The sequence below is a fragment of the Streptosporangium sp. NPDC051022 genome (assembly GCF_040683035.1).
Lineage (GTDB): Bacteria > Actinomycetota > Actinomycetes > Streptosporangiales > Streptosporangiaceae > Streptosporangium.
Genome location: NZ_JBFBCF010000001.1, coordinates 312992 through 326485, shown reverse-complemented (window position 1 = coordinate 326485; position 13494 = coordinate 312992). Strand labels below are relative to the sequence as shown.

At 68.5% G+C, this 13494-nt stretch carries 11 protein-coding genes; 2 read left to right on the top strand and 9 right to left on the bottom strand.

Annotated features, from left to right (window positions below):
- Nucleotides 1–78: 78 nt before the first annotated feature.
- Together AB0N02_RS01490 and AB0N02_RS01485 are read left to right on the top strand one after the other, a co-directional pair.
- Nucleotides 79–1236 (top strand): flavin reductase, encoded by a 1158-nt coding sequence (locus tag AB0N02_RS01490; protein ID WP_363941274.1) that lies wholly within the window; start codon nt 79–81, stop codon nt 1234–1236.
- A 1-nt stretch (nt 1237) separates the two neighbouring features.
- Nucleotides 1238–2275, top strand: a complete 1038-nt coding sequence (locus AB0N02_RS01485; RefSeq protein ID WP_363941272.1) for a ferredoxin--NADP reductase — start codon at nt 1238–1240, stop codon at nt 2273–2275.
- Nucleotides 2276–2337: 62 nt separating this feature from the next.
- On the opposite strand, the gene AB0N02_RS01480 is transcribed toward AB0N02_RS01485, so the two are convergent.
- The 9 genes from AB0N02_RS01480 to AB0N02_RS01440 form a co-directional block, all read right to left on the bottom strand.
- Nucleotides 2338–3117 carry an IclR family transcriptional regulator gene (locus AB0N02_RS01480; protein ID WP_363941270.1) on the bottom strand — a complete coding sequence of 260 codons (780 nt, stop codon included), beginning with the start codon at nt 3115–3117 and terminating at the stop codon, nt 2338–2340.
- 245 nt (nt 3118–3362) lie between these two features.
- Nucleotides 3363–4868, bottom strand: a complete 1506-nt coding sequence (locus tag AB0N02_RS01475; protein ID WP_363941267.1) for a CoA-acylating methylmalonate-semialdehyde dehydrogenase — start codon at nt 4866–4868, stop codon at nt 3363–3365.
- Nucleotides 4869–4914: 46 nt separating this feature from the next.
- Nucleotides 4915–6327, bottom strand: coding sequence for an MFS transporter (locus AB0N02_RS01470; RefSeq protein WP_363941265.1), 1413 nt, complete (start codon nt 6325–6327; stop codon nt 4915–4917).
- 165 nt (nt 6328–6492) lie between these two features.
- The gene (locus tag AB0N02_RS01465; protein WP_363941263.1) at nt 6493–7443 is read right to left on the bottom strand and encodes a VOC family protein; all 951 of its coding nucleotides are present in this window, start codon (nt 7441–7443) and stop codon (nt 6493–6495) included.
- Nucleotides 7444–7529: 86 nt separating this feature from the next.
- A complete protein-coding gene (locus AB0N02_RS01460) occupies nt 7530–8543 on the bottom strand; it encodes an oligopeptide/dipeptide ABC transporter ATP-binding protein (protein ID WP_363941260.1) in 1014 nt (337 codons plus the stop codon).
- A complete protein-coding gene (locus AB0N02_RS01455; protein WP_363941258.1) occupies nt 8543–9601 on the bottom strand; it encodes an ABC transporter ATP-binding protein in 1059 nt (352 codons plus the stop codon). Before AB0N02_RS01455 ends, AB0N02_RS01460 begins: the two co-directional genes overlap by 1 nt.
- Nucleotides 9602–9603: 2 nt before the next feature.
- Nucleotides 9604–10641 carry an ABC transporter permease gene (locus tag AB0N02_RS01450; RefSeq protein ID WP_363941257.1) on the bottom strand — a complete coding sequence of 346 codons (1038 nt, stop codon included), beginning with the start codon at nt 10639–10641 and terminating at the stop codon, nt 9604–9606.
- Nucleotides 10634–11587, bottom strand: coding sequence for an ABC transporter permease (locus tag AB0N02_RS01445; protein WP_363941255.1), 954 nt, complete (start codon nt 11585–11587; stop codon nt 10634–10636). Before AB0N02_RS01445 ends, AB0N02_RS01450 begins: the two co-directional genes overlap by 8 nt.
- Before the next feature lie 67 nt (nt 11588–11654).
- Nucleotides 11655–13277 (bottom strand): ABC transporter substrate-binding protein, encoded by a 1623-nt coding sequence (locus tag AB0N02_RS01440; protein ID WP_363941253.1) that lies wholly within the window; start codon nt 13275–13277, stop codon nt 11655–11657.
- Between the last annotated feature and the right edge of the window lie 217 nt (nt 13278–13494).

Sequence of the window (13494 nt, the reverse complement as noted above, 5' to 3'; positions counted from 1 at the left end):
GGAGCGGTATTGGCGGGCCAGCCGACGTCGAGACAAACTACTGACCGTTAGCTAACTCGGCCGAACTCAGGAGCCTCCATGCGCCCGTCCGGTGTCGAACAGGTCCAGCTCAAGACCCCGCTCGATCAGGGGACCTTTCGCCAGGTGATCGGCCACTTCGCGAGCGGTGTGACCGTGATCACCACGCGCGAGGGCGAGCGGTTGTTCGGCAGCACCGCCAGTGCGGTCTCCTCACTCTCTCTCGAACCGCCCATGCTGCTGGTCTGCCTCAACCAGAGTTCCGAAACCGCCAAGGCGATCCAGCGAACCGGGCGGTTCGTGGTCAACGTGCTCGAAGAGGGGCAGGGCGACCTGGCCGTGCACTTCGCCGGCAAGGGGGACGACAAGTTCCTCAGCGTGAGGCACAGCCCGGGGGTCGACGGTCAGCCGTTGCTCGACGGCTCTCTCGCCCACCTGGAGTGCAGTGTCGCCGACGTGCCGACGGGCGGAACCCATGTGATCTTCCTGGGACACGTGGTGAACGCGGTCGCCACCCCGGGCGCCCCCCTGGCCTACTATCAGGGGCGCTTCGGGGCGTTCGTCGAGATGTCGGACCGCTCCGCCCACCAGCGTCTCCGGGCCATGGTGCTGGAGCGGGAGCTGCCCCTGGACTGCGATCTCACGGTCGACGACGTGGCCGAGCGACTCCAGGCCAATCCGCTCAGCGCGTACTACGCGATCACCCGCCTGCTGCAGGAGGGTCTGCTCCAGCACTCCGGACCCGGCGCCTACCAACTCGTTCCGGTCGACGGTGCCCTGGTGAGCAAGGCGCTGGACGCGCGAGCCACGCTCACCCTGGGTGTCATCGCCGATGTGCTGGACAGCGTGAGCCACGAGGACCTGGCGCGTGTGCACGAGGCCGCCGAGCGTGCGTCGGTGGAACTCCATCCCGACCAGGACGCCGAGGAGCGTCGCGCCTCGATCGTCGCCTTCCACGAGACCCTGCTGTCACTGTCGGGGAACCCGATGGTGCTCGACACCTACCACCTCCTGAGCGTCCCCTCGATCCTCGCCCAGGTCGTCTCCGGAACCGACTGGGGCGATCTTCATCGCAGATGGAGTCAGGCCAGGGTGCGGTTCGCCGAGACGCTCGCCCGCCGGGACCTGCCGGCGGCCAGGGAGGCCGTGATGGGGTACTCCGACGATCTGAAGATGCGCTGCCTGGAGCTCATCGGGAGTCGCGGCGGTCGGATCTGAGATGGCCACCGCTCGTGTTTTCCAGGTGCAGGTCCGCGAAGTCGTTCGGGAGACCGCGGCCGCCTGCTCGTTCGTCCTCGACCCGCTCACGGACGACGGCGCCCTCGACTACCGGCCGGGTCAGTTCCTGACGGTTCGCGTTCCGGCCGATGGCGCGTCCCTGGCCCGTTGCTACTCGATGAGCAGCGCTCCGGACCTCGGTGAACCGCCCCGGATCACGGTCAAGCGGGTCCAAGGCGGCGTCGGCTCCAACTGGCTCTGCGACAACGCCGTCAAGGGCACCGTGCTCGACGTCATCGCCCCGGCCGGAAGGTTCGTGCCGGTGTCGCTGGACCGGGATCTGGTCGTGTACGCCGGCGGCAGCGGGATCACCCCGATCATGTCGATCGTCAAGGCCGTGATGGCCGCCGGCACCGGCCGGGTGGCGATGCTGTACGCCAACCGGGACGAGAGTTCGGTGATCTTCGCCGGCGAGCTGCGCGCGCTGCAGGAACGGCACCCGGATCGGCTCTTCGTGACCCACTGGCTGGAGAGCCTCTCCGGAGTGCCGACCGAGGACGTGCTCCGCCAGTTCGCCGCGCCGTTCCCCTCGCGCGATGTGTTCGTCTGCGGTCCCGGACCGTTCATGGAGAGCGTCCGGTGCGGTCTCACCGGCCCGGGGTCGTCCGGGTCGCCGGGCCGGGCCGTTCACATCGAGGAATATCGCTCGCTGAGCGGCGATCCGTTCGGTTCCGGCGAACCGGTGCCGGACGAGGGCGGAGCCGCGGCCGAGGCCGTGATCCGGCTCAACGGCGATGAGCACACCGTGCGCTGGCCGGAGAACAACCGGCTGCTGGACGTTCTCCTGGCCGCGGGCATGGACGTGCCGTACTCGTGCCGGGAGGGATCGTGCAGCGCCTGTGCCTGCATCCTGCTGGAGGGCGAGGTGGCCCACGACGCGAACACGATCCTGGAAGAGCAGGACCTCGAGGACGGCGTGATCCTTCCCTGTCAGGCACGCGCCCTGACGGAGCGGGTCGTGGTCAGCTACGACCACTGATCCCGCGTGCGTCCGGGGGTTCGTTCCTTCACAGCGGGAACGACCCCCGGGCGCACGCCCCCTCAGTCGCTGCCGGGCTCCGCCGTCGACAGCGTGTCGGCCAGCAGCCGGATCAGCGCGACGTACTCCGCAAGCACCTCGTCGGTCACGGTCGACTTGACGAGGCTCACCGCCACGGCGGCCGTGGTCGCACGGGATCCGGCGACGGTGATGGGAACGCCCAGGCAGACCATCCCGGGCGCGGTCTGCTCGTCGTCGATGGCGTAACCGCGCTCCCTGATCTCCCGGAGATCCGCGATCAACAGGTCGACGTCGGGTTGCCCGGCGCCGGCGTGCTCGGCCGGTGGCCGGGTGAGCGTGTAGATCTCCCGCACCTCGTCGTCCGGCACCAGGCTCAGTGATGCCTTTCCGCTCGCGGTGGTGTGGGCGGGCAGTCTCATGCCCAGGTGATAGTTAACCGCCAGCGGGCGATTTCCAGGCCGTTGCGCTAAATAGACCACTTCGTGCCACTCGCGTAACGCGAGAACGACGGTTTCCCGGTTGTCGGGCAACACGTCTCGGCAGGCGCGCATGAAAAGCGCGGGAAGACCGCCCCGCGCGTATTTCTCGGCCAATGACAGGATGCCCGGGCCGAGGGTGTACCGCCGGTCCCGGGTCCTGTTGGCGAGCCCTTCCTGGCGCAGCGTCGTGCAGATCGCCAGTGCGCTGCTCGGCGGCATCTCAAGAGCACGCGCGACCTCGGTCAGCGTGAGCCCGTCCGGAGCGGAGGCGAGGAGTTCCAAGACGCGAATCGCCCGGGCCACGGAAGGAACAATGGCACCGCCCTCCCCGTAGACCGCCATCCTTGCACCTCTTCTGCTATGGCACGGCTTTTGGCTAAGCGTGGCGTACAACACTAGCTCCCGCGAGGACGTTGCTCGAACCTGTCGTGGCGTCATGAGCACCCGCTCTCACGTCCTTTTCATTGCCCGGAACGTGACAGGGCGTGGGTGATCGGCCGCTCCCGGGACGCGGGCCGTCCGGCCGCCTCCACGGCCGGACGGCCCGCGTCTCCGCGAACGGGCGGAGACGTCCTCGCCGGAAGACGTCAGGCGTTCTGCGGGAAGCCCAGGTTCAGCTCGTCATCGCCGGTGACGGGTTCGGGCCACCGGGAGGTCACCGTCTTCTCCTGCGTGAAGAAGTGCACACCCTGCATGCCGTACGCCTTGGTGTCGCCGAACATCGACTGCTTCCAGCCGCCGAAGGAGTAGTAGGAGACCGGAACCGGCACCGGGACGTTGACGCCGATCATGCCCACCTGCACGTCACGCTGGAACCGCCGGGCGGCGCCACCGCTCGTGGTGAAGATCGCGGTGCCGTTGCCGTACGCGCCCTTGTTGATGAGGTCGATCCCCTCGTCCAGATCGCGGACCCGGACGACCGCGAGCACCGGGCCGAAGATCTCGTCGGTGTAGATCCGGGAGCCGACGGAGACCCGGTCGACCAGTGTCGGACCGAGCCAGAACCCGTCGGCGGCTCCGTCGGCCTTGACGCTCCGCCCGTCGACGACCAGCGTCGAACCGTCCCGCTCGGCCTCCTCGACATAGGAGGTCACCTTGTCCCGGTGCTCCCGGGTGATCAGCGGCCCCATGTCACAGTTGCGGCGTCCGTCACCGACGGTGACGCCCTTCATCCGGGTGACGATCCGGTCGATCAGGTCGTCGGCGACGGAGTCGACGACGGCGAGCACGCTGATCGCCATGCAGCGCTCACCCGCCGATCCGAAGGCGGCGTTGACCGCGGAGTCGGCGGCCAGGTTCAGGTCGGCGTCCGGGAGCACGAGCATGTGGTTCTTCGCGCCGCCGAGGGCCTGGACCCGCTTGCCGTTGCGGGTCGCGCTCTCGTAGACGTACCGGGCGATGGGGGTGGAGCCGACGAACGAGATCGCCTGGACGTCCTGATGTCCGAGCAGCCCGTCCACCGCGACCTTGTCCCCGTGCAGGACGTTGAAGACGCCGTCCGGCAGGCCGGCCTCCTTCAGCAGCGCCGCGATCCAGTTCGCCGCCGACGGGTCCTTCTCACTCGGCTTCAGCACGACCGTGTTGCCGGTGGCGAGCGCGATCGGGAGGAACCACATGGGCACCATCACCGGGAAGTTGAACGGGCTGATGAGCCCGACCACGCCGAGGGGCTGGAGCACGGAGAACGCGTCGACCCCCGTGCTGACGTTCTCCGAGTAGCCGCCCTTGGCCAGCTGGGGCATGGCCAGCGCGAACTCCAGCACCTCCTGGCCGCGGGAGATCTCGGCGAGCGCGTCGGACAGCACCTTTCCGTGCTCGGACGTGATGATCTCCGCGAGATCCCCCTTCCGGCTGTTGAGCAACTCGCGGAAGGTGAACAGAATCGTCTGGCGACGTGCCCAGGACGTGTCACGCCATGCCGGAAACGCCGCCGCGGCGGCCGCGACGGCCGCGTCCACGTCGGCGGGGGCGGCCAAACGGACCTTCTTCGTCTCAACCCCCAGGGCGGGGTCGTACACCGGCCCCAGCCGTTCGCCCACACCGCTTAGGGGAACTCCGGCGACGAAGTGGTCGACGACGGCGGTCTGTGTCATAGGGGTCTCCTGCTCTTGATCATGGAATGAACGTACGGCCGGTCGGTCACGGCCGGCCCGCGAGGCCTGTGTGTGACTCGACGGTCCGCGGAGGGAAGTCGGGGAGCCAGATGAGCGGCAAGGTCACCAGGAACGCGACGAACGCGACGAGGGCCCCGATCAGAAACACGTAGGTGAAGGCCTGCTGCGCGGCACCCGCGCCGCTCCGGGTGATCGTCGTGGTCAGCAGGACCGCCATCACCGCACTGGAGATGGTGGTCCCGATCGATCGGAGCAGGTTGTTGAGCCCGTTGGCCGAGGAGGTCTGCCAGGACGGTACCGCGCGCGTGACGATGACCGGGAAGGCGGCGTAGGCGAAGGCCGAGCCCACCGACACCGCGACGGAGGCCAGGATGATCTGCCAGAGGCCGGCGCCGAGAGAGATCCTGCCGACGTACGCGGCGGACATGAGCAGGGCACCGGCGACCAGGGTGGTCCGCGCGCCGAAACGGCGGGTGATGTGCGACGACAGCAGCGCGAGCAGGCCGAACGACAGCGCGATCGGCGTCATCCAGAGACCGGCCCGCACGGCGTCCATCCCGAGTCCGGCCCCGGTGGAATCCGGAAGTTGAAGAAGCTGCGAGGTAGCGAGCAGGTTCATGAACATGGCGAACCCGACGAGCAACGACCCCGCGTTGGTGAGGAGGAGCACCGGCCGCGCCAAGGTCCGGATGTCGACGAGGGGATCACGGACCCTCAGTTGCAGCACGATCCACAGCACGGTCGCCAGAACCGATCCGATGGCGAGCGAGATCACCGGCCCGCTGGTCCAGCCCCAGGTCTCCGCCTGGGTGAACAGGAGCAGCAACGCCACGAGGGCCACCGTGAGGATCACGGCGCCGACGAGATCGAACCGGCCCGGAGCCCTCCCCTCCCTGCGGGGAACGACACGGACCACTCCGGCGATCATCACAAGGGCCGCGACGCCGCAGATCAAGAAGATCAGGCGCCAGTGCACCACCTGGGCCACTATCCCGGGCAGCACCATGCCGACGGCGGACCCGACGGCGAGCGTGGAACTGAGCAGGGCGACCCTGGCCGGCGACCTCTCGTCCGGCAACTCCTCCTCGAGGATCGCGATGCTGATCGGGATCAGCGGAATCCCCACCCCCGCGACGGCGCGGGCGATGACGGCGCTGGACAGCGAGACCGAGAGGGCTCCCATCACGCCGCCACCGGCCACGGCTGCGAGGCACACCAGGGCGATCCGCCTCTTGCCCACCATGTCGGCCAGGCGTGTCAGCACCGGTGTGGACACCGCCCCGGTCAGAAGAGTCGCCGTGACCAGCCAGGAGGCACCCGCGACGGAGGTGTCGAGAAGGCGGGGCAGGTCCGGCAGCAGGGGAATGACGAGTGTCTGCTGAAGGGCGACGACCATGCAGGCGCAGCAGAGACAGGCGACCAGGTACTTGTCCTTCACTGTGGCCTTTCTTCCGGGGGCACGCGGACTTCCCTCCAGGTCGTACGGCGGGGGCGATCCCGACCCGTCACCTGTACCGATCATCACGAGCCCCCGCCCGGGGGACGCCACACCGTCCGGACGGACGGCGGGCGGCCACCGGGCGGGGCCGTTCGTCATGGCGCCTCAGGACAGTCTCGGGTCCCCGGCCTGGAGGTCGGCGAAAAGCCCGTAACGCAGGCCGTTGGTGTCCTTCGGGTCGAGGACGACGAAGTCGTCGCCCTTGGCCTCCAGGCCGATGTTCTCCCGTTCGAGGTGTCGCACCGCCGCGTCCAGGTCGTGGACCTTGAAGTCGAGGCGGTGGTAAATGCTGCCGTTGCGCTCCAGGTCACGCGCCGCGCCGCCCGGGCCGACCGGCTCGGCCACCTCGACGGTGCACGGCCGGTCCCCCAGGGTGAGGAAGGTGCTCCGCGTGCCGAGCACCTTGTTCTCGGACTCCGCGAACACCGTGCCCCCGAGCGCGTCCACCAGGAACCGGAGGGTCTTGGCGGGGTCGTCGGTCACGACCGCGTGCTGGGCGTGCCGCTCGACGCTGACGATGTCGTCGCGCGGCGGGGCCGGCGTGTAGGAACCGGCGTACTCGAACGGGTCGGCGTTCTGCCGGGTCCGCTGCGTGTTCACATGGTCCTGGTCCATCTCGTACAGCCCCCAGTCGACCCCGGTCTCGAAGGGGTTGGAGTAGACCTGGATGGCGTGCTCGGGCCGGTCAGCCGGGCTTCCCTCCACCGGCCGCCCGTCGAACAGGTGGGTGAAGCGGTAACCGTGCCGCACGTCGCAGGCGTGGATCGCGTCGGGGAGGTCGTCGACCCAGAAGACAGCGGGGCTCCAGTGGTTGCCCGCGAGCTGCAGGAACGTCCGCTTGGCGGTGGCGAAGGCCACGTTCGGGCTGGTCGCCTCGACAGGTACGTCACCGATGAAGGTGAAGTGGGCGTACCGGTTCATGGCGTAGGGGATGGTGATGGTCTCGGTGCCGAACACTCGCCGGTGGAAGTCGGCGACCGGCTTCATGTCGCGGACGACGCTGGTGGTGTGGAAAAGCGAGCGCACGCGGAAACCGTTGCCGAAGTGAAAACTCACGGGGTATTGCCTTTCGTGCTTTGGGTGATGGACTGCCTCGGACGGCCGTCCGAGGTGAGATGCGTGGTCGGTGATCGGTGAACCGGTCAGCCGGCGACGTTGTGGCATGCGATGAACTGACCGGGCGCCACCTCCCGCAGCTGCGGTTCGTCGGTCGCGCACCGTTCGGTGGCCAGCGGGCAGCGGGTCCGGAACCGGCATCCCGAGGGAGGAGCGAGCGGTGACGGCAGTTCGACGGTCTCGGACTTCGAACCCCGGTCGCGAACCACGGCCGCCGGCTCGCCGCTGACCGCGGCGTCGAGCGCCGCCTCGGGGACGGAGTCGAGGAGGAGCCGGGTGTAGGGGTGCAGAGCGGCGCTCGCGAGATCCTCGGAGCGGATCACTTCACACACCTTGCCCAGATACATGATCATGATGCGGTCGCTGATGTTCTTGACGACCGCGAGATCGTGGGCGATGAAGATCATGCTCAGCCCGAAGCGCTCCTTGCTCTCCTCAAGGAGGTTGAGGATCTGCGCCTGCACCGAGACATCGAGGCTGGACACCGGTTCGTCGCAGATGAGCACCCGGGGACCGAGCATGAGCGCCCTGGCGATGCACACCCGCTGGCACTGTCCGCCGGAGAGCTCGTGCGGGCGGCGGTCCCAGACGACCTCGGGCGGCAGGCCGACGGCCGACAGCATCGAGGCGATGTCGTCTTTGCTCGGCTTGACGCCCCAGATCTCCAGCCCTTCGGCCACGAGGTCCTTGACCTTGCGCCGGGGGTTGAGCGCGGACACCGGGTCCTGCAGGATCATCTGAAGACTTTTGCGGTGCCGGCGCATCGCGCCCTGCCCGATGCCGGTGAGCTCGTTGTCCTCCATCCGGACGGTGCCCGACGTGGGCGGAGGCAACTGCATGATCGCGCGACCGGCGCTCGACTTGCCGCAGCCGGACTCTCCGAGGATCCCCAGGGTCTCCCCGTCCAGCACGTCGAAGCTGATGCCGGACACCGCGTGGACCTTCTGGTTTCTCCCGGCGGGGAACTCGACGACGAGGTCCTCAACGACGAGGACGCGGTCGCCGTCCGGGCGCAGGTGCGCGGAGCCTGTGCCGGCCATCAGTTACCTCCTGCACTGACGGGGTGGTGGCAGGCGAACAGGTGGTCCGCCTTCGTGACATCGCCGCCGTCGTCCGTGGTCATCCCGGGCAGCTCCTCCGCACAGTCCTGCCCGGCGTACCGGCAGCGCGGGGCGAACCGGCAGCCGGGCGGCGGCGCCGTCATGTTCGGCGGCGAACCGTTGATGGCCTCCAGTCGCATGTGCGGCGCGTCCGCCAGCCGGGGGATCGAGTCCAGCAGCGCCTCGGTGTAGGGGTGCCGGGCCCCGCCGAACAAGGCACCGGACGACGCGGTCTCGACCATCCGGCCGGCGTACATGACGGCGACCCGGTCGGCCCGGCCGGCCACGACCCCCAGGTTGTGGCTGATCAGGATGATCGCCATGCCCAGTTCGGCCTGGAGACGGTCGAGCAGGTCGAGGATCTGCTTCTGCACCGTGACGTCAAGCGCCGTCGTCGGCTCGTCCGCGACAAGCAGTTTGGGGTCGTTCGCCAGAGCCATGGCGATGACCACGCGCTGACGCATGCCGCCGGAGAGCTCGTGCGGATACTGGCCGAGGCGGCGGCGCGGCTCGGGGATGCCGACCAGGTTCAGCAGCTCCTCGGCCCGCGCCGCGGCGTCGGACCGGGACATCCGGCGATGTTTGCGCAGGCTTTCGGTCAGGTGCGGGCCGACCTTCTTGACCGGGTTCAGCGCGGTCATCGGGTCCTGGAACACCATGCCGACGTCCGCGCCCCACAGGCCGCGCAGGGCCCGCGGCGACAGCGTGTGCACGTCGCGACCGTCGAACTCGACCCGGCCGGAGACGGTCATGCCCGGTCCGCTCCGGTACAGGCCCATGATCGTACGGCCCAGCACCGACTTGCCCGATCCCGACTCACCCACGACGCCGAGGGTCTCGCCGCCGCGCAGGGAGAAGGACACCCCGTCGACGGCCTTCATGTCGCCCCGCGGCGTGTGGATCACCGTGCGCAGGTCGTCCACGACGAGCAGCGGCCGCTCGTCGACGGCCTTCAGGGGGGAGTCCGTCGCGGGAGAAATCCGATTCGTGGTCGCCATCTCTAGACCTTCGCCTTCCGGGGATCCCAGCGATTCCGCGCTTTCTCTCCGAGCAGGTTCAGTGAGAAGACCGTCAGGAAGAGGGTGATGCCCGGCATCAGCACCACGTGCGGGTGGTCGACGAACACGCCGCCCTCACCTTCGGCGATGAGGTTGCCCCAGGACGGCTCCGGCGGCCGGATGCCCAGGCCGAGGAAGCTCAGGGACGCCTCCGCCACGATGAGCACCGACACCATCACCATGCCGTACGAGGCCAGCGGGAGCAGCACGTTCGGCAGCAGCTCACGGATCATGATGCGAAGCCGGCTGGCACCCATCGCCCTGGCCGCCAGGACGAACTCGCGCTGGGCGAACGCCAGGGTGCTGGCCCTGGCCATCCGGATCATGCTCGGCAGCGCCAGCAGGGACAGCCCGATCGTGATGTTGCGCAGGTTCGGCTGCAGCACGGTCGCCAGCGCGATCAGCAGGATGAGCGGCGGCAGCGCGAGCAGCGAGTTGGTGAAGACCCCGACCACGGCGTCGACGGTCCCGCGGAAGTATCCCGCGAGAATGCCGATCGCCCCGCCGACGATCATGCCGATGGCGACCGCCGCGAGGGAGACCACCAGCGAGGCGCGGGCGCCGTAGATGATCCGGGCGAGGATGTCCAGGCCGAAGTTGTTGGTGCCGAGCGGGTGCGCGGAGAAGATGTCCGGCCTCGCCATGGTCTGCACGTCGAGGGACTTGGCGAGATCCTGGTGCTCGGCCAGGGGGAGCAGGGGCGCCAGGACGGCGGCCGAGACGATCAGCACGATCCACACGGCGCACAGCACCGCGGTGAGGTCGAAGCGCGTGCCCCAGAGCCCCGCGCCGAGTCGCGCGAGCGCCAGGTAGGCCCCGACGCAGGCGACGGCGAAGGCCGGAATCTGCACCGGTGATCCCTGCAGGACGCTGAGCGAGAGCAGGACCGCCGCCAGGCCCACCAAGCCGAGCACGACGTTGAGCACCGTGCCGGGCCGGGCGAACCACGGCGGTGACAGCGGCGCTTTGAGCTCAGACATGCGCCCTCCTGATGCGCGGGTCGAGATAGCCGTAGGACGCGTCGATGAGCGCGTTCGCGGCGATGTAGATCAGCGCGATGACCATGACGGCGCCCTGCACCATCCGGAAGTCGCCGTTGGACGCCGAACCGACGACCAGCGTCCCCATGCCGGGAAGGGCGAAGAGGTACTCGACGATCACCGTGCTGCCGATCAGCCGGCCCAGGCTGATGCCCAGGACAGTGATCATCGAGAACGACGACGGCCTGAGCGCGTCGCTGACCAGGACGTGCAGTGTCGACATGCCCTTGGCCTTCGCCGAGAGGATGAAGTCCTCCCGGAGGGTGCTGATCAGGTCGTTGCGCAGGATCCGGGTGAACATCGCGGTCTCGGTGAACGCGATCACGCAGGCGGGAAGGAACGCGTGGTAGAGGTTCCCGCCGAAGTCCTCGCTGAGCCGTACCCATTCGCTGCGGGGGAACCAGCCGAGCTGGTTCACCATGACCATGATGATCAGCAGACCGGCGAGGAAGCTCGGCACAGACAGCATGCCGAACGTGCCGGCGCTGATGAACCGGTCCACCCGCTTGCCCTCGTGGCTGGCCGACCACATCGCCAGCGGGACCGACAGCACCAGGGCCAGGACGAGTCCGAGCAGCGCCAGCTCGACGCTGACCGGCAGCGCCGCGGCGACCCGGGCCGTCACCTCGGTGTGGGGCGGGATCACCGACTGACCGAGGTCTCCGGTGAGCGCCGACGACAGCCAGTGCCAGTAGCGGGTCAGGAGCGGGTCGTCGAGCCCCAGCTCGGTCCGTACGGCCGCGTACTCCTCGGGGGTGCGGCCGTCACCGAGGATCGTGACAGCCGGATCGCCCGGCATCAGGGACATCAGGCTGAACGTGCCGAAGCTGACGACCAGCAGGACGGCCAGCAGTTCACCGACCCTTTTGATCAGCTTGTACGGCACGGTTCCTCCTGGTTCCCGGCCCCGCCGGGTGTGGTGTGCACCCGGCGGGACCGCATCACGAAGCTGATCACTCGACCCAGGCCTTGCCGAGGAGGACGACGCTGGTGGCGGAGTCGACGATCCCGTGAACCTTCTTGGACCAGGCCAGGTACTCGTTGATCGGCCCGAAGACGGGGGCGGGAACGTCCTTGTTCCACTGCTCCTGGAACTTGGCCATGGCCTTGAGCTGCTCCTCCTTGGTGCTCGCGGCCTTGAACTCGTCGATCACCGCGTCCATCTCGGGGCCGGTGTGCACGCCGTTGGTGAGGGTGCCCTGGCTGTGCAGGGCCGCGAACATGCGGGGGTAGGGGTCGGACTCGCGCAGCGTGATGCCGTAGCCCGCCATGTCGTAGTCGCGTTCGACGGCGACCTTGGTGAGGATGTCCTGGACGGTGCGCGCCGTCTCGACCTCGACCTCGAAGCCCACGCTGTCCAGCGCGGCCTTGATGGTCAGGCTCATGTCACGCGAGGTGGGGTCCTGGGACCCGAGATACTTGATCTTCCCGTTCCAGCCGTCCTTCTTGGCCTCTTCGACGAGCTGCTTCGCCTTGGCGGGGTCGTAGGGCAGCGGCTTGGCGTCGGTGTGCCAGCGGGAGGCGGCCGAGAAGATCTCTCCGGTCGGCGTGCCGGCTCCCTTGTAGACCCGCTGGTAGATCAGCTTGGGGTCGATCGCGAGCTGTACCGCCTGGCGCACGCGCACGTCGTGCCCGGGGCGCCCCTCGGTGGCGTTGATGATCGGCTGGCTGGTGAGGGTGACCAGGTTCAGGTAACCGGGCAGCCCGTCCGCGAGCGCCTTCTCCACGGCGTCCGGCTGCCGCAGGAGCGTCATGCTGACGCTGCCCGCGTCGAGTGACTCCCGGGAGGCCTTCGGGTCGTTCAGCCAGACCATCCGCACGGCGTCGAGGTTGGGGCGGCCGTCCCAGTAGTTCTCGTTGGCCTTGAGCAGCAGTTCCTCGTGCGGCGCGTAGCGCTCGAAGACGAACGGACCGGCGCCGATCGGCTTGAACGCGTCCTTACCGTCCGACGCCTTGGCGACGATCAGTCCGGGGCCGCTGGCCAGCAGGTTGGCGAACCCGGGCCACTTGTCCTTCAGCTTGAACACGACGGTCGAGTCGCCGGAGGCCTTCATCGAGGTGACGTTCCGGCCCCACAGCGCGGACTCCGTGCCCTTCATGGTCAGGTAGCGCTGGATGCTCCAGATCACGGCGTCGGAGTTCAGCGGCGTGCCGTCACTGAACTTCACCCCGTCGCGCAGGGTCAGCGTCCAGGTGGTGAAGTCGTCGGACGACTCCAGGCTCTTCGCCAGCTGGGGCTCCAGCTCGCCGGTCGCGCTGTCCCAGCGCATCAACACGTCGAAGACCGCGGACATCTCGATGCCGCCGGTCGACGCGGAGTAGATGACCTTCGCCGGGTCCAGCACGGGTGTCTCGGCCATGGCCGCGTACGTCAGCGTCCCGCCCTTGACGGGGGTGCCTCCCTCGCTCACTCCGACGAGGCCGGCCTTGTAGGTCTTGGTGACGTCGCTCGCCTGCGCCTTTTCGGCGGTGCCGGGGGTGGAGGGCGAGGTCGAACACGCTGCGAGGACACCTGCGGCGAGCAGGGCGACCCCGGCGCGCAGCCAGCGCGACGAGCGCGTGCAACTGTTTGCCATCGGTACTCCAGGGGGGGTTCCGGCATCGAGTCGCCGGGTTACAGATGAGTGGAAAGGAGGGTCAACGGGCGCTTGAGCGTCAGGCTCATCGCGAGCCGGCCCGCAGGTGGATTTCAGATATCCGATGCATCTTTCACATTTATGTAAAACAGATGATGTGGGGCACGGCCCGCCGCCGTCAAGAGTCAGATCTTGCCGATTTCCACGACATATGGCG